This window comes from Streptomyces sp. MnatMP-M17 (genome assembly GCF_900091995.1).
GTDB lineage: Bacteria > Actinomycetota > Actinomycetes > Streptomycetales > Streptomycetaceae > Streptomyces.
This window is the reverse complement of sequence record NZ_FMDK01000023.1, coordinates 1-20,985: the sequence shown is the minus strand read 5'-3', so window position 1 is coordinate 20,985 and position 20,985 is coordinate 1. Positions and strand designations below refer to the sequence as shown.

21 protein-coding genes and 1 pseudogene are annotated in these 20,985 nt (G+C 67.7%); 18 read left to right on the top strand and 4 right to left on the bottom strand.

Annotated elements, in window-relative coordinates:
* On the bottom strand, positions 1-579 hold a 579-nt coding region (locus tag GA0115259_RS01465; protein WP_093589621.1), incomplete at its 3' end, for a hypothetical protein.
* Positions 580-695: 116 nt separating this feature from the next.
* On the opposite strand from GA0115259_RS01465, the gene hemL reads away from it, so the two are divergent.
* From hemL to ccsB, 7 genes are all read left to right on the top strand, one after another.
* Entirely contained in the window at positions 696-2,051 is a 1,356-nt protein-coding gene (hemL, locus tag GA0115259_RS01460) for a glutamate-1-semialdehyde 2,1-aminomutase (RefSeq protein WP_093589606.1), read from the top strand.
* Between the two features lie 65 nt (positions 2,052-2,116).
* A complete protein-coding gene (locus tag GA0115259_RS01455; protein WP_176732389.1) occupies positions 2,117-2,800 on the top strand; it encodes a histidine phosphatase family protein in 684 nt (227 codons plus the stop codon).
* A gap of 148 nt (positions 2,801-2,948) precedes the next feature.
* On the top strand, positions 2,949-4,253 hold the full coding sequence (locus GA0115259_RS01450) for a polysaccharide deacetylase family protein (RefSeq protein WP_093589615.1): 1,305 nt from the start codon (positions 2,949-2,951) through the stop codon (positions 4,251-4,253).
* A 67-nt stretch (positions 4,254-4,320) separates the two neighbouring features.
* Positions 4,321-4,941, top strand: a complete 621-nt coding sequence (locus GA0115259_RS01445) for a TlpA family protein disulfide reductase (protein WP_093589603.1) — start codon at positions 4,321-4,323, stop codon at positions 4,939-4,941.
* 19 nt (positions 4,942-4,960) lie between these two features.
* Positions 4,961-5,710, top strand: a complete 750-nt coding sequence (locus GA0115259_RS01440; protein WP_093589612.1) for a cytochrome c biogenesis CcdA family protein — start codon at positions 4,961-4,963, stop codon at positions 5,708-5,710.
* A 4-nt stretch (positions 5,711-5,714) separates the two neighbouring features.
* Positions 5,715-7,535 carry a cytochrome c biogenesis protein ResB gene (locus tag GA0115259_RS01435; RefSeq protein WP_093589600.1) on the top strand — a complete coding sequence of 607 codons (1,821 nt, stop codon included), beginning with the start codon at positions 5,715-5,717 and terminating at the stop codon, positions 7,533-7,535.
* Positions 7,532-8,623, top strand: coding sequence for a c-type cytochrome biogenesis protein CcsB (ccsB, locus tag GA0115259_RS01430; RefSeq protein ID WP_093589597.1), 1,092 nt, complete (start codon positions 7,532-7,534; stop codon positions 8,621-8,623). The genes GA0115259_RS01435 and ccsB overlap by 4 nt, the downstream gene beginning before the upstream one ends.
* A gap of 109 nt (positions 8,624-8,732) precedes the next feature.
* Here the strand turns inward: ccsB and GA0115259_RS01425 are convergent, their stop codons facing one another.
* A complete protein-coding gene (locus GA0115259_RS01425) occupies positions 8,733-9,128 on the bottom strand; it encodes a PLD nuclease N-terminal domain-containing protein (protein WP_093589594.1) in 396 nt (131 codons plus the stop codon).
* 88 nt (positions 9,129-9,216) lie between these two features.
* On the opposite strand from GA0115259_RS01425, the gene GA0115259_RS01420 reads away from it, so the two are divergent.
* On the top strand, positions 9,217-10,668 hold the full coding sequence (locus GA0115259_RS01420; protein ID WP_093589591.1) for a menaquinone biosynthesis decarboxylase: 1,452 nt from the start codon (positions 9,217-9,219) through the stop codon (positions 10,666-10,668).
* Positions 10,665-11,579 carry a menaquinone biosynthesis prenyltransferase MqnP gene (mqnP, locus tag GA0115259_RS01415; RefSeq protein WP_093589588.1) on the top strand — a complete coding sequence of 305 codons (915 nt, stop codon included), beginning with the start codon at positions 10,665-10,667 and terminating at the stop codon, positions 11,577-11,579. Before GA0115259_RS01420 ends, mqnP begins: the two co-directional genes overlap by 4 nt.
* A gap of 15 nt (positions 11,580-11,594) precedes the next feature.
* Here mqnP and GA0115259_RS01410 read toward each other — a convergent pair whose 3' ends face one another.
* The gene (locus tag GA0115259_RS01410; protein WP_093589584.1) at positions 11,595-12,197 is read right to left on the bottom strand and encodes a rhomboid family intramembrane serine protease; all 603 of its coding nucleotides are present in this window, start codon (positions 12,195-12,197) and stop codon (positions 11,595-11,597) included.
* A gap of 93 nt (positions 12,198-12,290) precedes the next feature.
* On the opposite strand from GA0115259_RS01410, the gene GA0115259_RS01405 reads away from it, so the two are divergent.
* From GA0115259_RS01405 to GA0115259_RS01375, 7 genes and pseudogenes are all read left to right on the top strand, one after another.
* Positions 12,291-13,022 (top strand): UbiX family flavin prenyltransferase, encoded by a 732-nt coding sequence (locus GA0115259_RS01405; protein WP_256097872.1) that lies wholly within the window; start codon positions 12,291-12,293, stop codon positions 13,020-13,022.
* A gap of 117 nt (positions 13,023-13,139) precedes the next feature.
* Positions 13,140-13,592, top strand: coding sequence for an Lrp/AsnC family transcriptional regulator (locus GA0115259_RS01400; protein ID WP_066943847.1), 453 nt, complete (start codon positions 13,140-13,142; stop codon positions 13,590-13,592).
* Between the two features lie 87 nt (positions 13,593-13,679).
* Complete coding sequence (mqnE, locus tag GA0115259_RS01395; protein ID WP_370746969.1) at positions 13,680-14,858, top strand: aminofutalosine synthase MqnE; 1,179 nt, start codon at positions 13,680-13,682, stop codon at positions 14,856-14,858.
* Positions 14,859-14,869: 11 nt separating this feature from the next.
* A complete protein-coding gene (locus tag GA0115259_RS01390) occupies positions 14,870-15,400 on the top strand; it encodes a GNAT family N-acetyltransferase (protein WP_093589578.1) in 531 nt (176 codons plus the stop codon).
* 80 nt (positions 15,401-15,480) lie between these two features.
* On the top strand, positions 15,481-15,777 hold the full coding sequence (locus tag GA0115259_RS01385) for a DUF4229 domain-containing protein (protein ID WP_093589575.1): 297 nt from the start codon (positions 15,481-15,483) through the stop codon (positions 15,775-15,777).
* A gap of 231 nt (positions 15,778-16,008) precedes the next feature.
* Positions 16,009-16,326 (top strand): annotated as a pseudogene (locus GA0115259_RS01380) (cation:dicarboxylate symporter family transporter); the annotation flags it as partial.
* A gap of 97 nt (positions 16,327-16,423) precedes the next feature.
* Positions 16,424-18,409, top strand: a complete 1,986-nt coding sequence (locus GA0115259_RS01375) for an AMP-dependent synthetase/ligase (RefSeq protein ID WP_256097871.1) — start codon at positions 16,424-16,426, stop codon at positions 18,407-18,409.
* A gap of 191 nt (positions 18,410-18,600) precedes the next feature.
* Here GA0115259_RS01375 and GA0115259_RS01370 read toward each other — a convergent pair whose 3' ends face one another.
* The gene (locus GA0115259_RS01370; protein WP_017948713.1) at positions 18,601-18,804 is read right to left on the bottom strand and encodes a cold-shock protein; all 204 of its coding nucleotides are present in this window, start codon (positions 18,802-18,804) and stop codon (positions 18,601-18,603) included.
* Between the two features lie 408 nt (positions 18,805-19,212).
* On the opposite strand from GA0115259_RS01370, the gene GA0115259_RS01365 reads away from it, so the two are divergent.
* Entirely contained in the window at positions 19,213-20,025 is an 813-nt protein-coding gene (locus tag GA0115259_RS01365) for a menaquinone biosynthetic enzyme MqnA/MqnD family protein (protein ID WP_093589609.1), read from the top strand.
* A 114-nt stretch (positions 20,026-20,139) separates the two neighbouring features.
* Positions 20,140-20,985: serine/threonine-protein kinase (locus GA0115259_RS01360; RefSeq protein WP_141716415.1), on the top strand; the 846-nt coding region annotated here is incomplete at its 3' end.

Below are 20,985 nucleotides of genomic sequence, written 5' to 3'. Positions count from 1 at the left end.
CCAGACCAGGCAGTACGGCTGATGCCCCGCCTCGTGCAGGCGGTGGCTGAAGTCCTGCCATTCGTGGAGCAGTTGGTAGACGTTGTACGCGTCCCTCGGGCCGCCTCGGTCTGGGACCGTGGACCAGATGAAGGCTGCGGCGCCCACGGATTCCTCTCCTATGCCGCGCAGTGGGTCCACCACCGTCATGGGGAGTTTGACCACGGCGTAGTCGGGGTGCAGGACGACCAGTTCCAGTGGCGGGACCTTGTGCAGGGGCATGCCCTGGATGCCCGTGAGGACCATCGCCGCTATCGTCTCGGGCTTGATCTTGGTGAACATGCCGCCCATGCCCAGTTCGTCGCCGCCCAGCTCCTCCGGGCGCATCGAGATGGGCACACGGGCGGCCGTGGCTCCGTCGGGCGCGCCGAAGTACTTGTAGGTCACCCCCACCCGGCCACCACTCCTGCTCTCCGGGCGTTGCCCGTTTCCCGGAGGTTGCTCACGCGCCTCGCGTTCGCGGCGCCGGTGCTTTCCACGCCGGGCAGGCTCGGGACCCAGGTCGTCGGTCCCCTCGCCCAGTCCGCCACCGCGATGCATATCTCCACCCGACCACTCGCAGCCCCGGCCGCGCAACCCGATCATCGTGACAGTGACCTCCCCCACGAGCGTGCGGTGAAACACCTGTCCGCAAGAACGTCCGAGGCTCTGACACCATTGATTGCGTGAGCTTCCCCTATGACTATGACGCCCCAGTTTCGCAGACGCTTTTCGACCGCGCGGCTCTCGTGACTCCCGGCGGCGTGAACTCTCCCGTCCGCGCCTTCCGCGCGGTGGGCGGTACGCCCCGGTTCATGGTGTCCGGTAACGGTCCATACCTCATCGATGCGGACGGCCGTGAATATGTCGACCTCGTATGTTCCTGGGGGCCGATGATTCTCGGTCATTCCCGTCCAGAGGTCATCGAAGCGGTCCAGGCGGCGGTCGCCCGCGGTACGTCCTTCGGGACTCCCGGTGAGGGCGAGGTCGCGCTCGCCGAGGAGATCGTGGCCCGCGTGGCCCCGGTGGAACAGGTACGGCTCGTGTCGTCGGGCACCGAGGCGACCATGTCCGCGATCCGGCTCGCCCGTGGTTTCACCGGGCGCGCGAAGATCGTGAAGTTCGCCGGCTGCTACCACGGTCATGTCGACGCGCTGCTCGCCGCCGCGGGCTCGGGCGTCGCCACCTTCGGGCTGCCGGACACTCCCGGTGTGACCGGCGCCCAGGCCGGCGACACCATCGTCCTGCCGTACAACGATCTTGACGCCGTACGCCAGGCCTTCGCCGCCCATCCCGGCGAGATCGCCTGTGTGATCACCGAGGCGTCGCCGGGCAACATGGGAGTCGTACCGCCGCGCGAGGGCTTCAACGCCGGGCTCAAGGAGCTCTGCGCCGCCGACGGCGCGCTCTACATCTCCGACGAGGTCATGACCGGTTTCCGTACGTCGAAGGCCGGCTGGTACGGCATCGACGGCGTCGCGCCCGATCTGATGACCTTCGGCAAGGTCATGGGCGGTGGCTTCCCGGCCGCCGCGTTCGGCGGCCGGGCCGATGTCATGGGACGGCTTGCGCCGGCCGGGCCCGTCTACCAGGCCGGTACGCTCTCCGGGAACCCGGTCGCCACCGCCGCGGGTCTCGCGCAGCTCCGGCTGCTGGACGACGCGGCATACGAGAAGGTCGACGCGGTCTCGCTCCAGATCCAGCGGCTGGTGACGGAGGCGCTCAGCAAGGAGGGTGTCGCCCACCGGGTCCAGACGGCGAGCAACATGTTCTCGGTGTTCTTCACGGCCGACGAGGTGCGCGACTACGAGGACGCCAAGAAGCAGGAGTCCTTCCGCTTCACTCCCTTCTTCCACTCACTGCTCGCCGATGGCGTCTATCTGCCGCCGTCCTCCTTCGAGTCGTGGTTCGTCTCCACCGCGCACGACGAGCGCGCGATCGAGCGGATCGCCGCCGCACTGCCGGCCGCCGCCCGAGCCGCCGCCGAAGCCACCGGACCGCAGACACCGGAGAAGCCGGAGAACGCCGCATGAGCGCCACGAACGACATGAGTGCCCCGCAGGACATGAGCGCCACGAACGACATGGACGATCTGGACATGACCGATCCGAACGAAGTGACCGTCGTCCATCTCATGCGGCACGGCGAGGTCCACAACCCCGACGGTGTCCTCTACGGCCGCCGTCCCGGCTACCACCTCTCCGAGCTGGGCCGGCGGATGGCCGACCGGGTCGCCGAGCATCTCGCGGACCGTGACATCACGTATGTTGTCGCCTCTCCGCTGGAGCGTGCCCAGGAGACGGCGGCGCCGATCGCCAAGACCCATGGGCTGACTCTCGACACCGACGACCGGCTGATCGAGGCCGCGAACATCTTCGAGGGCAAGGCCTTCGGCGTCGGTGACGGCGCCCTGCGCAAGCCCGCCAACTGGAAGCATCTGACCAATCCCTTCCGGCCGTCCTGGGGCGAGCCGTACGTCGATCAGGTCACCCGGATGACGGGCGCGCTGGGCGCCGCCCGTGACGCGGCCCGTGGCCATGAGGCGGTCTGTGTCAGCCATCAGCTGCCGATCTGGATCGTGCGCAGCTTTGTCGAGCGGCGCCGGCTCTGGCACGATCCGCGTCGGCGGCAGTGCACGCTCGCGTCCCTGACGAGCTTCACGTACCACGGCGACAAGATCGTCGCCGTCACCTACTCCGAGCCGGCCCGTGATCTCGTCCCTGCCCATCTCCTTGCCGGTGCCAAGCCGGTGAAGGGCGGTGCGAAGGCCTTCGGCGCATAGAAGCGGGCGCAGCTCCCAGTATTTGCTGTGCGTCAGTAAAGATATGACAAGCCTGGAACCTCCGCGTTCGGTACGGCATCTCACGTATTGCCGCTTGTAAGACTCGTACGAGCGGCATACGGACGAGATGAACGCGGATGGGATCTGTATGCGGGAGATCAGCCGAAGAGGTCTGCTCGGAGCCGGTATAGCCGGTATAGGAGCCGCCACCGCGACCGGAATCGCGGGCTGCGGTTCCACCGGATCCACCGGCTCTACTGGTTCGAACGGCTCCACTGGTTCGAGCGGACCCAGAGGCTCCAGCAACTCCACCACATCCGGCAGCACCGTCGGCGGAAAACCGACACCCAGCGCCCGTCCCACCGGCAGAGACGTCCGGCTGATCGGTGACGGTTCCACCGCCGACACCGGAAAACAGCCGCACCAGCCGCCCGCGCCGGTTCCTCTTGAACCGGGCGAGACTCCGCCGCAGTTCGTGATCTTCTCCTGGGACGGAGCGGGCGAGGTCGGCAACGGTCTCTTTCCGCGTTTTCTCGAACTCGCCGAGAACCATGGCGCGGCCATGACCTTCTTCCTTTCCGGTATCTATCTGCTGCCCGAGTCGAAGAAGACGCTCTACCGCCCGCCGAACAATCCCGTCGGCGCGTCCGACATCGGCTATCTCACCGACGCCCATATCAAGGACACGCTCAGAAATGTGCGGCAGGCCTGGCTGGACGGCCATGAGATCGGCACCCACTTCAACGGGCACTTCTGCGGCGGCTCGGGCTCGGTGGGCAACTGGACGCCGCAGCAGTGGCGCAGCGAGATCGACCAGGCCGTGTCCTTTGTCACACAGTGGCGTACGAACAGCGGCTGGACCGATCTCGATCCGCTGCCCTTCGACTACCGCAAGGAACTCATAGGCGGCCGTACGCCCTGTCTGCTCGGCCAGGACAGGCTGCTGCCGACCGCGAAGAAGCTGGGCTGGCGCTATGACGCCAGTTCCCCCGGAGGCACCCAGATCTGGCCGGACAAGACGCACGGCATCTGGAATCTTCCGCTTCAAGGTGTGCCGTTCCCGGGCCATTCTTTCGAAGTCCTCTCCATGGACTACAACATGCTCGCCAATCAGTCCGTCAATTCGACCAGAGGCAGCACCTCCCGATACCCGGGCTGGCGCAGACAGGCCACCGGCGCCTATCTCGGCGGTTTCCGCCGTGCGTACGAGACGAATCGCGCGCCGTTCTTCATCGGCAACCATTTCGAGCAGTGGAACGGCGGAATCTATATGGACGCCGTCGAAGAGGCCCTGAAGAGGATGGCGGGCAAGAAGGACGTACGGCTGGTCTCCTTCCGCCAGTTCACGGACTGGCTCGATGTCCAGGACCCGGCCGTACTCGCCAAGCTCCGTACGCTGGAGGTCGGACAGTCTCCGGCCGGCGGGTGGAACGCCTTCTTTAAGGCGGCCTGACAAGGGGCCTAACGGGCACCGAGGGGGGTGCCCAAGATCCCCGAAACGCCCATGCGAAACTTTTCACATGAACTCAGGCCGTGCCCTCCCGCGCCGCTCCGACCGCCGGCTCCGCGCCATCACGCCGGTCGTGGCCGTCGCGGCGGCGCTGACGCTCTCGGCGTGCAGCGGCGGAGGTAAGTCCGGTGGTGGCGGCGACACCAACTTCGTGACGAACACCGGTGGTATCTCCACCGTCGCGGTGGCGGAACGGCAGCCTGTCAACAAGATCGCGGGCGAGACGCTCGACGGCGCGAAGCTCGATGTGGCCGATCTCAAGGGCAAGATCGTCGTGCTGAATGTCTGGGGCTCGTGGTGTCCGCCCTGCCGGCAGGAGGCCAAGCACTTCGCGAAGGTCGCCAAGGAGACCGAGTCCCAGGGCGTCGCGTTCGTCGGGATCAACACCCGCGATCCCAACAAGGGCCCGGCGCTCGCCTTCGAGAAGGACTACGGCGTCCCCTACCCGAGCCTGTACGACCCGATGGGCAAGCTGATCGTCAACGGCTTCCCCAAGGGCAGTCTCAATCCGCAGTCCATCCCTTCCACCATCGTGCTCGACCGGAACGGCAAGATCGCGGCCCGCTCGCTGATGGCGCTCAACGAGGAGAAGCTGCGCACGATGATCGACCCGCTGATCGCGGAGAAGTGATCCGGTGCAGTTTCCCGCCATGGCCTCCGGTATCACTGAGACGGTTTCCAGCGGAGCACTGCTGCTCGCTCTGCCGATCGCGCTGCTCGGCGGGCTCGTCTCCTTCTTCTCGCCCTGTGTGCTGCCGCTCGTGCCCGGCTATCTCTCGTATGTCACCGGTGTCAGCGGGACCGATCTGGCCGATGCCAGACGCGGCCGGATGGTCGTCGGCGCCACGCTGTTCGTGGTCGGCTTCACCGCGGTCTTCGTCTCGGGCGGCGCGCTCTTCGGCTACTTCGGCGCGACGCTCCAAGGGCAGCGGGAGATCCTCTCCAAGGTGCTCGGCGGGCTGATGATCCTGATGGGTGTGTTCTTCGTGGGGCTGATGCCCTGGCTCACCCAGCGGGAATTCCGGTTCCACCGGCGGCCGGTGACCGGGCTGGCGGGAGCTCCTCTGCTGGGCGCGCTCTTCGGGATCGGCTGGACGCCCTGCCTCGGCCCGACCATCTCCTCCGTCCAGGTCCTGGCGATGAACGAGGCGAGCGCGGGCCGTGGGGCCATACTGACCGTCGCGTACTGCCTCGGCCTCGGTGCGCCGTTCGTGCTCGCGGCGGTGGCGTTCCGCAAGGCGCTGGGCGCGTTCGGCTGGGTCAAGCGCCATTACGTCTGGGTGATGCGGATCGGCGGCGCGATGATGATCGCGACCGGTCTGCTGCTGCTGACCGGTGCGTGGGACAGCATCGTGCAGCAGATGCAGGTCTGGTCCAGCGGTTTCACGGTGGGGATCTAGTTCCATGAGCAAGGCTTCCATGAGCAGCGAGACAACAAGCGGGACAGCGGCGGACAAGACCGGTGCAGCGGCTACGGAGACGACGGCCGAGACGGAGACGGCGGCGCGGACGGCGGCGGAAGCAGCCGCGGCCGACCGCGCCGCCTCCGAGTCACGGGACGCGCGTGAACTCGGCGCCGCGGGCTCCCAGCTCTCCACCGCGCCCCGCGAGGAGACCGCCATCGGCGGCCCCACGCTCGGACTCGTCGGCTGGTTCCGCTGGTTCTGGCGGCAGCTCACCTCCATGCGCGTCGCGCTGATCCTGCTCTTTCTCCTCTCCCTCGGCTCCATCCCCGGCTCGCTGATCCCGCAGGCGAGCGTCGACGAGCTGAAGGTGCAGGACTTCAGGGACCGGCACGAGACGCTGGCGCCCGTCTACGACAAGCTCCAGCTCTTCCACGTCTACAGCTCGGTGTGGTTCTCCGCGATCTACATCCTGCTGTTCATCTCCTTGATCGGCTGTATCGTCCCGCGCACCTGGCAGTTCGTCGGCCAGCTCCGCTCCCGTCCGCCGGGCGCGCCCAAGCGGCTCACCCGGCTGCCCGCGTACACGACCTGGCGCACCACGGCCACGCCCGAGGCCGCCCGCGAGGCCGCGCTCGCGATCCTGAAGAAGCACCGCTTCCGCGCGCATACCGCCGGTGACGCGGTCGCCGCGGAGAAGGGCTATCTCCGCGAGGCCGGCAATCTGATCTTCCATATCGCGCTGATCGTGCTGCTGGTCGCTTTCGCCACGGGACAGCTCTTCAAATCGGAGGGCGGCAAGCTGGTCGTCGAGGGCGACGGCTTCTCCAACACCCTCACCCAGTACGACGACTTCAAGTCCGGCTCCCTGTTCAGCACGGACGAGCTGGTCCCGTTCAGCTTCACCCTGGACAAGTTCACCGGGACCTATGAGCGCAGCGGACCGCAGCTCGGCACGCCACGGACGTACAAGGCCGACGTCCGCTACACCACCGAGGCGGGCGGTACGGAGAAGAAGGCGGTCATCGAGGTCAACAAGCCTCTCGAACTGGACGGCACGAAGGTCTATCTGAACGCCCACGGCTACGCTCCAGTCGTCACCGTCAGGGACGGCCGCGGTCAGGTGGTCTTCAACGGCGCGGTGCCGCTGCTGCCCATCGACAACAACGTCTCGTCCACGGGCGCCATCAAGGTGATGGACGGCTACCGGGACAAGAACGGCAAGAAGGACCAACTGGGCTTCGCCGCCTTCTTCGTACCGACCTATGGCGGAAAGGGATCGGGCCAGATGTTCTCCCGGTTCCCCGCTCTCGACTTCCCGGTGCTCAACGTCGGCGCGTACCACGGCAGTCTGGGCGTCGACGCGGGACTGCCGCAGAACGTGTACCAGTTGGACACCAGGAAGCTGACGGCCTTCAAGGACACCAAGGGCGATCTCCTGAAGAAGACGCTGCTGCCAGGTGAGAAGCTCACCCTGCCCGACGGTGCCGGCTCGATCACGTTCGAGAAGGAGGTCAAGGAGTGGGCGAGCTTCCAGATCTCACAGCAGCCCGGCAGCTCCTGGGCCCTCACCGGTGCCGTCGCCGCCATCGCGGGACTGGCGGGCTCCCTCTTCATCCAGCGGCGCCGGATCTGGGTCCGGGCCGTACGGGGCGCCGACGGCGTCACCGTCGTCGAGATGGCGGGACTCGGCCGCAGCGAGTCCGCCAAGCTCCCCGAGGAGCTGGCCGAGCTGGCCGGCACCCTCCATTCAGAGGCGCCCAGCGCGCCTGATCCCGCGGACGATTCCGCAGAACAGACTGTCGAAGGGGCTGAGAAGTGAATCTCGCCGCCGCAGCAACCAATGAGAGCCTGGCACAGACCAGCAATGTGCTGATCTACTCCGCCATGGCCGTCTACACGCTGGCCTTCTTCGCGCATATCGCCGAGTGGCTGCTCGGCAGCCGCAGCAAGGTGGCCCGTACCGCCGCCGCGCTGACCGGTGACGGCCAGGAGTCCGCGGCGGGTTCGGTGAAGGTCCAGGTCGCAAAGAAGGGCGGCGCGACCGCCGTCCTGGAGCGGCCGAAGATCATCACCCGCTCCGCGTCCGGCAGCCGCGACATCCCGGACGGTCCCGGCGCGCACGGCGGTGACGCGCAGGGCGATCTGTACGGACGTATCGCCGTGTCCCTCACCGTCCTCGCCTGGGCCGTCGAGGCCGCCGGTGTGGCCGCCCGCGCGCTGTCCGTACAGCGGGCGCCGTGGGGCAACATGTACGAGTTCAACATCACCTTCTCCACCGTCGCCGTCGGTGTGTATCTGACGCTCCTCGCGCTGAAGAAGAACGTCCGCTGGATCGGCCTGCCGCTCATCACCACGGTGCTCCTCGATCTCGGCCTCGCCGTCACCGTCCTGTACACCGACAGCGACCAGTTGGTGCCCGCCCTTCACTCGTACTGGCTGTGGATCCATGTCTCCACGGCGATCTTCTGCGGCGCGGTCTTCTATGTCGGCGCGGTCGCCACGCTGCTCTATCTCTTCCGTGAGCGGTACGAGACCAAGCTCGCGACCGGTCTGAAGCCCGGCTCCTTCGCCACATCCGTGATGGAGCGGCTGCCCGCCTCCGGGACGCTCGACAAGTTCGCGTACCGCGTCAACGCCGCCGTCTTCCCGCTCTGGACGTTCACGATCATCGCGGGCGCGATCTGGGCGGGCGACGCCTGGGGCCGCTACTGGGGCTGGGATCCCAAGGAGGTCTGGTCCTTCATCACCTGGGTCGCGTACGCCTGCTATCTGCACGCCCGCGCCACCGCCGGCTGGAAGGGCCGCAAGGCCGCCTATCTGGCGCTGATCGCCTTCGGCTGCTGGCTGTTCAACTACTACGGCGTCAATATCTTCGTCACCGGCAAGCACTCGTACGCGGGCGTATGAGGCCCTGACGTACGGCAGGTGCTACGGCGGTCGTAGGGCCCGTACGACAGGTGCGCCGCGCGGATCGGCTCCGCGCGGGGCACCTGTCGCATGCACCCTCGTACGTACGTCAGTTGTCGCTGCCGCCCTGCTCACGCTCGCGGCGCTTGATCTCCTCCTCGCGGCGGCGGAGATCCGCCTCCCAGTCCTTGAGCAGGGCCTCGTCCTTCTTGTTCTCTTCCTTCAAGGAGTCGAGGAACGCCGGATTGTCGTCGGGAGCCGTCCACTTCCCGCGGTGGTTGCGGTGCCACTCGGCCGGTGTCGAGCCGTCGGCCGGTCCGCGCCGGACCTTGCCCACCACCAGCCAGGCGATCGGACCGACCAGCACCTCGCCGAAGAGCAGGATGATGATGACCCACACCACTTTGGGCAGGCCCTTGATCTCTTCCTCGGGAGTGTTCAGACAGTCGATGAAGGCGTAGATCCACAGGGCCAGGACCAGCAGGAACGGCAGATACCTGAGCATGGTTGGACGGTCCCCCCGGGAACGGTTGGAGGCCGTGTGACGGCCCCGGTGACCGGCTCAGGGTACCGGGTGGCCGATACTGGGACGCATGGCTTATGACGATCTTCGCTCGCTGCTCCGGGCGCTGGAGCGCGAGGGCGACCTCAAGCGCATCAAGGCCGAAGTCGACCCGTATCTGGAGGTCGGGGAGATTGTCGACCGGGTGAACAAGTCCGGTGGGCCCGCGCTGCTCTTCGAGAACGTCCGGGGCTCCTCGATGCCGCTGGCCATGAATGTGTACGGCACGGACCGCCGGCTGCTCAAGGCGCTGGGCCTCGGCTCGTACGGCGAGATCGGCGAGAAGATCGGCGGACTGCTCAAACCGGAGCTGCCGCAGGGCTTCATGGGAGTGCGCGAGGCCTTCGGGAAGCTCGGCTCCATGACGCATGTACCGCCGAAGAAGATCAAGGACGCGCCCGTCCAGGAAACGGTCCTCACCGGCGACGACGTCGATCTGGACCAACTGCCCGCGCTCTTCACCTGGCCGGGCGACGGCGGATCCTTCTTCAACCTCGGTCTGACGCACACCAAGCACCCGGAGACCGGTGTCCGCAATCTCGGGCTCTACCGGCTCCAGCGCCATGACCGGCGCACCATCGGGATGCACTGGCAGATCCACAAGGACAGCCGCAACCACTACCAGGTGGCCGCCAAGCGCGGCGAACGGCTGCCCGTCGCCATCGCGTTCGGCTGTCCGCCAGCCGTGACCTACGCCTCCACCGCGCCGTTGCCCGGTGACATCGATGAGTATCTCTTCGCGGGCTTCGTACAGGGCCGGCGGATCGAGATGGTCGACTGCAAGACGGTGCCGCTCCAGGTCCCGGCCAACGCCGAAGTCGTCATCGAGGGCTGGCTGGAGCCGGGAAAGACGCTTCCCGAGGGCCCTTTCGGGGACCACACCGGCTTCTACACACCGCAGGAGCCTTTCCCGGCGCTCACCATCGACTGTGTGACGATGCGCAAACGCCCGCTGCTCCAGTCGATCGTGGTGGGCCGTCCGCCGACCGAGGACGGGCCGCTGGGACGCGCGACGGAACGGTTCTTCCTGCCGCTGCTGAAGATCATCGTGCCGGACATCGTGGACTACCACCTGCCCGAGTCGGGCGGTTTCCACAACTGTGCGATCGTCTCGATCGACAAGAAGTATCCCAAGCACGCGCAGAAGGTGATGCACGCGATCTGGGGCGCGCACATGATGTCGCTGACCAAGCTGATCGTGGTGGTCGACGCGGACTGCGATGTCCACGATCTGCACGAGGTGTCCTGGCGCGCGCTGGGCAACACCGACTACGCGCGTGACCTCACCGTTGTCGAGGGCCCGGTCGATCATCTCGACCACTCCTCCTACCAGCAGTTCTGGGGCGGCAAGGCGGGGATCGACGCGACGAGGAAACTCCCCGAGGAGGGGTACACACGGGACGGCGGCTGGCCGGAGATGGTCGAGTCCGACCCGGAGACGGCGGCGAAGGTCGACCGCCGGTGGAGGGAGTACGGCCTGTGAGCGCAGCGGAGATCCTCGGGCCCGGACCGGCACAGCCCGGCAGCAGGACCCGGGCGTTCCTGCGGCTGGTGATGATCGAGCACTCGGTCTTCGCGCTGCCGTTCGCGTATATCGCGGCGCTGACCGCGATGTTCCAGTTCGACGGGAATGTCCACTGGGGCCGGCTGCTGCTGGTCACGATCGCGATGGTCGGTCTGCGTACGTTCGCGATGGCCTGCAACCGGATCATCGACCGGGAGATCGACGCCCGCAATCCACGCACCGCCGGACGGGAGTTGGTGACGGGCGCGGTGTCCGTGCGCTCCGCGTGGACCGGCGCGCTGGTCGCCGTCGTGGTCTTCCTCGCGGCGGCGGCGGCGCTGAATCCGCTCTGTCTGGCCCTCGCGCCGATCGCCGTGATCCCGATGGTGGTCTATCCGTACGGGAAGAGGTTCACCAACTTCCCGCACGCCATCCTCGGACTCGCCCAGGCCATGGGCCCTGTGGGCGCCTGGATCGCGATCACCGGCGCATGGTCGTGGGACGCGGTGATCCTGGGACTGGCCGTCGGGATCTGGATCGGCGGCTTCGATCTGATCTTCGCTTGCCAGGACGTCCAGGCGGACCGCGCGCACGGTGTGATGTCCGTGCCGGCCCGCTTCGGTATCCCGGGCGCGCTGTACGGAGCGCGCGCCTGCCATGCCGTCACGACCGTACTGCTGGTGTGGTACGCGCTGGCCACGGACGCCGGAGTGTTCTTCTGGACCGGGCTGGTGATCGTGGTGGCGGCCTTCCTCTACGAACACACGATTGTGAAGCCGCACGATCTGTCACGGCTCAACCGCGCGTTCTTCACGGTCAACGGCTTCATCGGGATCGCCCTGTTCGTGTGCGCGCTGCTCGATCTGCTGGTGCGCGGCCTCACGGGGTGACGGCCGTACGGACCTTTACGGTGTGACGGCGCCACGGGCCGCCGGGCGGCGGAACATGAACGCCGCGGCGACGCCCGCTATCAGGCCGATCAGATGGCCCTGCCAGCTCACGGTCGTATTGGCCGGCGAGATGCCGAGCAGGATCGAGCTGCCCCATATCGCGCCGATCACCAGACCGACGAGGATGCCGGCCGGCTTGCGCTCGACAAAACCGCGCACCAGGAGATAGCCGAACAGACCGAAGATCAGCCCGGACGCGCCCGCCGTGTTGCTGTTCGAGGGCGAGATCAGCCAGACGCCGAGGCCGTCGGCCACGACGATCACGGCGCAGACGGCGATGAAGCGCCGGATACCGCCGAGGGCGGCTATGAAGCCGAAGACCAGCAGCGGAATGCTGTTCGCCGCGACATGGGCGAAGCCGAAGTGGATGAAGGCGGCCGGGATGATGTCGGCCAGCTCGGACGGCTCGCGCGGCACGATGCCGTACCCGTCGAGCGAGTGGGCCGTGGCCACATCGACCACTTCGAGCACCCAGAGCAGGGCCACCCAGCCCACCATCAGCTTGGCGGCCGTCCTGGCCCGGCCCGTGCGGGGCCACTCGAATCCGGTGCCGGTCATGCTGCCCCCCTCGGTTCACTTGCTCCCAACCTCAGGAACGGCCGGGGCACCTTACCCGGTTCCCGGTGGAGCGTGCCGGATAGGCTCGGATCCGTGAAGCCCGGATCGTACGCACAGCACGAAGACCAGGGAGACCGGGGCAGCCCGCGACCGCCGCATCCCTCGCGGCGTCCCTGGGTCGTCGGAGTCTCCGGCGCGTCCGGTACGCCGTACGCCGCGGCCGTACTGCGCGCGCTGCTGGCGGCCGGCGAGAGCGTGGACCTGGTGGTCTCGCGCGCGTCACGGCTGACTCTGCTCGACGAGACCGGGATCGCCTTCAGGGACGCGCACTGGCGCGACGACCTGCGGTCCTGGCTGGCCAGAGGCGCGGACGGCAAGCCCGACCGCTTCGGCCCGGAGGGCCTGGACCTGGACGGCGTACGGCACTGGGGAGCCGGGGATCTGGCGGCGGGACCGTCGTCCGGCTCGTATCCCGTCCAAGGAATGCTGATCGTGCCGGCGTCCACGGCGTGTGTGGCCGGTGTGGCGCTCGGACTGTCGAAGGATCTGCTCCAGCGCGCGGCGAGCGTGACGCTCAAGGAGCGCCGGAAGTTGGTCGTCGCCGTACGGGAGACACCGCTGAACGGCCAGACGCTCAAGCATCTGGTGACGCTGGACGAGGCGGGCGCCGTGGTGCTGCCCGCCTCTCCCGCGTTCTACGCGGGCGCGACGCATATCCAGGATCTGGTGGACTTCGTCGCCGGGCGGGTGCTGGACGCGGCCGGAGTGCCGCACCGGCTGTACCGCCGCTGGGAGGGCGAGCTCGGCGGCTCTCGCGGCGACTGACGGCGTGTCCGTCGGCGTGTCTGCCCTTTGGGAAGAATCGCAGAATCTCACCTCCGTATGCCTTAGATTCTTAGTGTAAGTTTGCGAGATTGCTGAATAATGGAAGGCTTCAGGTTTATGGACGCCGTGGACAGGCAGCTCATCCAGGCCCTCAGGGAGAACGGCAGGGCTTCGTACGCCGAACTGGGCCGCCTCGTAGGGCTCTCCGGGCCGAGCGTCACCGACCGTATCAACCGGCTCGAAGCGGCCGGTGTCATCACCGGCTACCGCGCCACGGTCGACTCGGCCTCGCTGGGCCTCGGTGTCACCGCGCTGATCGGGATCTCCCTCTCCGACGCCGCCGACCACGAGGACGTGGCCCGCCGGATGCGCGATCTGAGCGAGATCGAGGACTGCTGGTTCATCGCGGGCGACGACTCGTACATGCTCAAGGTGCGGGCCGGTGATGTGGACGGGCTGGAGAAGACGATCCGCCGGCTGAGCGGTACGAAGGGCGTCTCCCGGACCCGTACCACCATCGTTCTCTCCACGAAGTGGGAGAACAGAGTCGGCGAACTGCCCGAGGAGTGAGGGCCGGGCGGAGGGCCGCGTCGGGACTGTCCGACCGGGGGCGTAGGCTCGACGGGCCCGATTGGTAGACGTATGGGAGGCGGCCTGATGACTGCATCTGTCCAAGATGTGGGTCTCAAGCGCGAGCTGGAGGAGAAGGTCAGGGCCGGCGAGCGGCTGAGCCGTGAGGACGGCATCGCCCTGTACGAGACGGACGATCTGGCCTGGCTCGGCGGTCTCGCCCACGAGGTGCGGACGCGCAAGAATGGTGATGTCGTCCACTTCAACGTCAACCGTCATCTCAATATGACGAACGTGTGCACCGCCTCCTGCGCGTACTGCTCGTTCCAGCGCAAGCCGGGCGAGAAGGACGCGTACACGATGCGTATCGAGGAGGCCGTCCGTCTCGCCAAGGCGATGGAGGGCGAGAGCCTCACCGAGCTGCATATCGTCAACGGCCTCCATCCGACGCTGCCGTGGCGCTACTACCCGCGCTCGCTCAGCGCGCTCAAGGAGGCCCTCCCGCAGGTCTCCCTCAAAGCGTTCACCGCCACCGAGATCCACCACTTCGAGACGATCTCCGGGCTGTCGGCCTCCGACATCCTGGACGAACTGATCGAGGCCGGTCTCGAATCGCTGACCGGTGGCGGCGCCGAGATCTTCGACTGGGAGGTCCGGCAGCACATCGTGGACCACAACACCCACTGGGAGGACTGGTCGCGGATCCACCGGCTCGCGCACTCGAAGGGCCTCAAGACTCCGGCCACGATGCTGTACGGGCATATCGAGGAGCCGCGCCACCGCGTCGACCATGTGCTGCGGCTGCGTGAACTCCAGGACGAGACCGGTGGTTTCCAGGTCTTCATCCCGCTGCGCTATCAGCACGACTTCGTGGACATGAAGGACGGCAAGGTCCGCAACCGCCTCCAGGCGCGTACGACCATGGCCACGGGCGCCGAGGCGCTGAAGACCTTCGCGGTCTCCCGGCTGCTCTTCGACAACGTCCCGCATGTCAAGGTCTTCTGGGTGATGCACGGCGTCCAGACCGCCCAACTGGCGCTCCAGCACGGCGCGGACGACATGGACGGCTCGGTCGTGGAGTACAAGATCACGCACGACGCGGACAACTACGGCACGCCCAACAAGCTCAGCCGCGAGGATCTGCTCGACCTCATCCGCGACGCGGGCTTCCGTCCCGTCGAGCGGAACACCCGTTACGAGATCATCCGCGAGTATCCCGGCCCGGATCCCGACCGCCGTGAGTCCCCGCAGCCGATGCGGATCTGAGGGGTCGGGCGATGGCTCTGCGATTCGAGCTCGACCCACCGGTGGACCGGGCCCTGCGCGACGGTGTTCTCACGCTCTGGACGGATGTGTCGAACGCCGACGGCGCGGTCGGGTTCGTCCCGCCCGTGACGGCCGACGACATACGGCCCGAGCTGGTCAAGCATTTCGTGGCGATGGCCGACGGCCGCTGCCGGCTGCTGGTCGGGTACGACGAGCAGGGCGCCGTCGCCGCGACGGCGTTCCTCACGCTCAACACCCACCGGCTGATGCGGCACTGGCTCTGGCTCTACACCGTGATGGTCCACCCACGGCATCAGGGCAAGGGATACGGTCGCGATCTCATGGCCGAGGCGGCGGAGGCGGCTTGCGGTATGGAGGGCATCGAGGCGATCCGGCTCACCTGCCGCGGCAGCACGGGCGTCGACCGGTTCTATGCCTCGTGCGGTTACAAGGAGGTGGGCCGTGTGCCGGACGCGATCCGCGTCGGCCCAGGTGACGACCGCGATGACATCTTCATGCTGCTCCCTCTGAATCAGTACTGAACGGGACGTGCTTGACTGTTCGGGCGGATACGGAGTCCGCCCGGCAGGAACCAGGACCCAGGGAAGAGAGAAGGCCCGCTGTGACCGCTGTGAAGACAAGCGCCACGATCCGGTACACCGCGATGCGCCTCGGCATCTTCGCCGGCTGTTTCGTCGTGGTCGCCGGCCTGGTCCAGGTCGGTGCGCTGCCCAAGGGACTCGGTGACTCCAATTTCATCTGGGTGCTGCTGCTCGCCCTGGTGATCTCGGCGCCGCTCAGCCTGGTCCTGCTCCGCAAGCAGCGCGACGAGATGTCGGCGCAGCTCGTCAACAAGGTCGACGGAGCCAAGGCGAAGCTGGAGGCCAACCGGTCCCAGGAGGACGGCGCGACACAGTGAGCGCGGCTCAGCCCTCCTCGCATCGCGTATAGCCGCCTAGCTCTCCAGTCCTCTCATCTCGCGACACCTCGGCCCGGAGCCGTCCCTCCGGCGCCGGGGTGTTGTGCGTTCGGCGGCCGTTTCCGGGGTATCCGGCTCGTGGCGCGCCCGCACGCGCCGCTCTTTCGTATACGGGCGTGCCAGACCTCTGTTCCGTATTCTCCCGATACGTCACGTCTGGAGTGTGCTTGTGTCCGGATCGCCTTTGTCTCGGTCGTCGGCTCGGCGGCCACCGCCGGGCTCACCGGTGCGACGGTCATGCTGACACTGACTCTCTCCACGCTCGGGCTTCCGCTGGAGGGCGTGGGCCTGCTGATGGCGATCGACCCGATCCTGGACATGATGCGTACGGCCACGAATGTGGCGGGACAGGCGCTGGTGCCGGTCGTCGTCGCGGCGCAGGAGAAGATCCTCGACCACGAGGCGTACAACTCGGCCTCGGCCTCGCCGGTGGACGACTACGACAGCGACGTGGCCGGGCGCGATGTGCATGTCCCGGTGGCCGTCTGACCTCGGCTTTACGCCGGTCGTAGGGCCCCGGGCAGGGACACCCGGAGGGCATCGGCCACCATCACCATCACCCTCATCCTCAGACAAGGAGCCGGCTGTGTCCGATGCCGCCGTGTCCGCCGGTGCCCTCTCTTCGCCGTCGCCGTCACCGTCCCTGTCGCTGGTCGAACCGGAGAAGGTACGGGAGGACGGAACCGTCAGGGAAGTGTCCGTACCTCCGCTGGTTCCGCCCGTACGGAGCGGCTCACTCGCCGACATCCCCTTCGACAACGCCCGCGAGGCGCCGGACGAGGTCGTCCTCAGCCGTAAGGCGAATGAAGGCAACCGGAAGGGCAGGACGAGCAGGGCGGGCGGCGCGGGCCGGGCGGGCCGGGCGAGCGGAAAGACCGGCTGGCAGGACGTCACCGCCGCCGCCTTCGCCGATGAGGTCCGCGCCGTCGCCAAAGGGCTGATCGCCGAGGGACTGCGGCCCGGCGACCGGCTCGCGATCATGGCCCGTACGACTTACGAGTGGACGCTGCTCGACTTCGCCGCCTGGGCCGCGGGTCTGATCACCGTCCCGATCTATCCGACCTCCTCCGCCTTCCAGGCCCGCTGGATCCTCCAGGACTCGGGCGCGGTCGCCTGTGTCGTGGAGGATCCCCAGCAGGCCGGACTGATCGGCCAGGAGCGCCGGCAGCTGCCCGGCCTCACCCGTCTCTGGGCGTTCGACACCGGCGCCGTCGCCACCCTGCGCGCCGCGGGCGAGCACCTCCCGGACGAGGCCGTCACCGAGCGCCGCGCCGCCCTCGCGCCCGGCTCCGTCGCCACGCTCATCTACACCTCGGGCACGACAGGACGCCCCAAGGGCTGTGTCCTCACCCACGCCAACTTCTTCGCGGAGGTGGACAACGCCATCGAGCTCCTCCATCCCGTCTTCAAGACGGTGAGCAAGGAGCCCGCCTCCACTCTGCTCTTTCTGCCGCTCTCGCATGTCCTCGGGCGTATGGCCGCGATCGGCTGTCTGCGCGCGCGGGTACGGCTCGGGCACGCGCCCTCGATCAAGACGCCGGACCTGCTCGCGGATCTTGCGGGATTCCGGCCGACGTTCCTGCTGGCCATCCCGTATGTGCTGGAGAAGGTCTTCAACACCAGCCGCGCCACCGCCGAGAAGATGGGCCGTGTCTCGTCCTTCGACCGTGCGGCGAAGATCGCCCGGCGGTACGGGCAGGCCGTGGAGGCGCTGGAGCACGGCACCGGCCCCGGGCCCTCGTTCGCGCTGCGTACGGCCCGCGCGCTCTACGACCCCCTGGTCTACCGGCGGATCCGCGCCGCCCTCGGCGGCAAGGTGACGTACGCGATCTGCGGCGGCTCACCGCTCGGGCGCCGGCTCGCCGCGTTCTACGCGGGCGCGGGCATCGAGATCTTCGAGGGATACGGCCTGACGGAGACGACGGCGGCCTCGACCGTCACACCGCCGCTCAAGCCCCGGCTGGGCACGGTCGGCTGGCCGCTGCCCGGCGCGGCGGTACGGATCGCCGACGACGGCGAGGTGCTGCTGCGCGGAGGCCAGGTGTTCGCGGGGTACTGGGACGCGGAGCGCGCCGAGGCGGTGCCGGAGCGCGGCTGGTTCGCCACGGGTGATCTGGGCGCGCTGGACGACGACGGCTATCTCACGATCACCGGCCGCAAGAAGGACGTCATCATCACCTCGGCCGGCAAGAACGTCATGCCCGCGCCTCTGGAGGACTGGCTACGGGCCCATCCGCTGGTCAGCCAGTGCATGGTGCTCGGCGACAACCGTCCGTACATCACCGCCCTGATCACTCTTGAACCGGACGGTCTCGCCCACTGGCGGCAGATGAAGAAGAAGCAGGACGTTCCGCTCTCCGCGCTGGTCGAGGACGGGGAGCTGCGCGGAGCGCTCCAGCGCGCGATCGACGAGGCCAATCGGCTGGTCTCCCGCGCCGAGTCCATCCGGCGGTTCCGTGTCCTGCCGGTCGACTTCACGGAGGAGAACGGCCATCTGACGCCGTCGCTCAAACTGAGGCGAGAGGAGATCATGGCGGACTTCGCCACGGAGATCGAGGCCCTGTACCCCTGAGGCGCGGGCTCTGCGGGGCCGTGGGGGCTGCTCACGACAAGCCCGACACGTCCGGCGCGCGACACGCCCGGCGCGGTGAAGCAGGAAAACCAGGCCGGAAAAAGGCAGGAGTTCTGCTTGCCCCACCCGAGTGGGGCAAGCAGAACTCCTTGGTACTGCGGTAAGTCGTGCGCGATCGCCGACCCGGGCAACTAGGCCGGGGTGACGTTCTCCGCCTGCGGGCCCTTCGGACCCTGAGTGACGTCGAAGTTCACGACCTGGTTCTCCTCAAGGGAGCGGAAGCCGGTCGCGTTGATCGCGGAGTAGTGGACGAAGACATCCGGGCCGCCGCCGTCCTGGGCGATGAAGCCGAAGCCCTTTTCAGCGTTGAACCACTTGACGGTTCCGGTAGCCATAAGCCCTCCTTGGGCCAAAGGGTTGCCCTGCTCCAGAACCTGCAAAGAAGTCTGAAAACTACAAAAGCCTGCGGGTCACATGCTCCGCAGGCTCTGTACTGCAAGGGAAACCAAACTGCAACTTGCGGCGAGCCTAGCACGCACTCAGCGCTCGGCGGTAGAGGGAAAGATCACTTCACCCGGACGTTTGTATAGGCGTCTGACGTGCTGACGAACGCCGGCGAACCGTGCCCCGGGGCGCTCGTCCGCGCGCCGCGGGTCTAGCCTCGCGCTGTGGACAGTCCCGCGGAAAACACAGAGGCAGAGACCGCGCCAGAGGCGGCGGAGCCGACGGCATCGCGCCAGACGGCTCCCGCGACAGGGCCCGCCGGAAGCGACCACCCTCGCAGCCGGCCGCGTGTCGGCCATATCCAGTTCCTGAACTGCCTGCCTCTCTATTGGGGCCTCGCCAGGACCGGAACCCTTCTTGATCTGGAGCTGACGAAGGACACGCCGGAGAAGCTCAGCGAACAGCTCGTACGGGGCGAGCTGGATATCGCGCCGATCACTCTTGTCGAATTCCTCCGCAACGCCGACGATCTTGTCGCATTCCCCGATCTCGCGGTCGGCTGCGATGGCCCTGTGATGTCCTGCGTGATCGTTTCGCAGGTACCGCTGGAGCAGCTCGACGGTGCCCGGGTGGCCCTCGGCTCGACTTCTCGTACATCTGTACGACTCGCTCAGCTTCTGCTCACCGAGCAGTACCGGGTCCGGCCCGAGTACTACACCTGTCCGCCCGATCTCGGACTGATGATGCAGGAGGCGGAGGCGGCCGTACTGATCGGTGACGCCGCACTGCGCGCCTCGCTGCACGACGCGCCACGGCTCGGTCTTCAGGTCCACGATCTGGGACTGATGTGGAAGGACTGGACCGGGCTGCCGTTCGTCTTCGCGGTATGGGCGGCGCGCAAGGAGTATCTGGCGCGCGAACCGATGGTCGTACGGAAGGTCCACGAGGCGTTTCTCGCGTCCCGGGATCTCTCCCTGGAAGAGGTCGCGAAGGTGGCCAAGCAGGCGGCGCGCTGGGAGACCTTCGACGCGGAGCTGCTGGAGCGCTACTTCACCACGCTGGACTTCCGCTTCGGCCCGGAGCAGCTCGCCGGCGTACGGGAGTTCGCGCGCAGGACCGGGCCGACGACGGGTTTCCCGGCCACGGTGAACGTAGAACTGCTCACGGTCTGAGCGGAGCCACTCTTCCTCAACCCTCTCGCCATCCTCAGCGCCTAGTCTGCTTCGTATGCGTACAAGCGCATGACATGACGGCACAAAGCGCATGACATGACGAGGGGGACGGGCATGCAGCCGCTGGAGGCAGGTGAACCGCCGACCATCGGCCCGTACCGGCTGCTCGGGCGGCTCGGATCGGGCGGAATGGGCCGTGTCTATCTGGCGCGCTCGGCGGGCGGCCGTACGGTCGCGGTCAAGGTCGTCCATCCGCACTTCGCGACGGACGAGGAGTTCCGCGCCCGCTTCCGGCGCGAGGTCGAGGCGGCGCGGCGCGTCGGTACGGGACCTGACGGCCCTCGCTGGTCGGCGCCGGTGCTGGACGCGGATCCGGAAGCGGCTGTTCCGTGGGTGGCCACGGCCTATGTGGCGGGCCCTTCGCTGACCCAGGCGGTCGCGGGACACGGCAGGCTGCCCGAAGACTCGGTACGGGCGCTGGGCGCGGGACTCGCGGAAGCGCTGACGGCCGTGCACGCCTTGGGACTGGTCCACCGGGACGTCAAGCCCTCCAATGTCCTGCTCTCCCTCGACGGGCCACGGCTGATCGACTTCGGCATCGCCCGTGCCACGGACGGCACCGCCTCGCTCACCTCCACCGGAGTCTCGGTCGGCTCGCCGGGCTATATGTCGCCGGAGCAGATCCTCGGCAAGGGCATCACCGGCGCGGCCGATGTCTTCTCGCTGGGCGCGGTCCTCGTGTACGCGTCGACGGGCGAGAGTCCCTTTCCCGGTGACTCCTCGGCCGCCCTGCTCTACAAGGTGGTGCACGAGGAGCCCGAGCTGGGCGCTCTGGGCGGCGGTCTGCGGGACCTGGCCGCGCGCTGTCTCGCCAAGGAGCCGTCCGCACGGCCGACGCCGGACGAGGTCGCGCGCGTACTGGCGCCCGGCGGCGCCGCCGGGCTGGTGGCGGCGGGCTGG

What these genes read in the sequence shown, in the direction of transcription:
- GA0115259_RS01455 (WP_176732389.1), top strand. Translation starts at nt 2,117, where the DNA reads ATGACCGATCCGAACGAAGTGACCGTCGTCCATCTCATGCGGCACGGC.
- GA0115259_RS01450 (WP_093589615.1), top strand. Translation starts at nt 2,949, where the DNA reads ATGCGGGAGATCAGCCGAAGAGGTCTGCTCGGAGCCGGTATAGCCGGT.
- GA0115259_RS01445 (WP_093589603.1), top strand. Translation starts at nt 4,321, where the DNA reads ATGAACTCAGGCCGTGCCCTCCCGCGCCGCTCCGACCGCCGGCTCCGC.
- GA0115259_RS01440 (WP_093589612.1), top strand. Translation starts at nt 4,961, where the DNA reads ATGGCCTCCGGTATCACTGAGACGGTTTCCAGCGGAGCACTGCTGCTC.
- GA0115259_RS01435 (WP_093589600.1), top strand. Translation starts at nt 5,715, where the DNA reads ATGAGCAAGGCTTCCATGAGCAGCGAGACAACAAGCGGGACAGCGGCG.
- GA0115259_RS01425 (WP_093589594.1), bottom strand. Translation starts at nt 9,128, where the DNA reads ATGCTCAGGTATCTGCCGTTCCTGCTGGTCCTGGCCCTGTGGATCTAC.
- GA0115259_RS01420 (WP_093589591.1), top strand. Translation starts at nt 9,217, where the DNA reads ATGGCTTATGACGATCTTCGCTCGCTGCTCCGGGCGCTGGAGCGCGAG.
- GA0115259_RS01410 (WP_093589584.1), bottom strand. Translation starts at nt 12,197, where the DNA reads ATGACCGGCACCGGATTCGAGTGGCCCCGCACGGGCCGGGCCAGGACG.
- GA0115259_RS01400 (WP_066943847.1), top strand. Translation starts at nt 13,140, where the DNA reads ATGGACGCCGTGGACAGGCAGCTCATCCAGGCCCTCAGGGAGAACGGC.
- mqnE (WP_370746969.1), top strand. Translation starts at nt 13,680, where the DNA reads ATGACTGCATCTGTCCAAGATGTGGGTCTCAAGCGCGAGCTGGAGGAG.
- GA0115259_RS01390 (WP_093589578.1), top strand. Translation starts at nt 14,870, where the DNA reads ATGGCTCTGCGATTCGAGCTCGACCCACCGGTGGACCGGGCCCTGCGC.
- GA0115259_RS01370 (WP_017948713.1), bottom strand. Translation starts at nt 18,804, where the DNA reads ATGGCTACCGGAACCGTCAAGTGGTTCAACGCTGAAAAGGGCTTCGGC.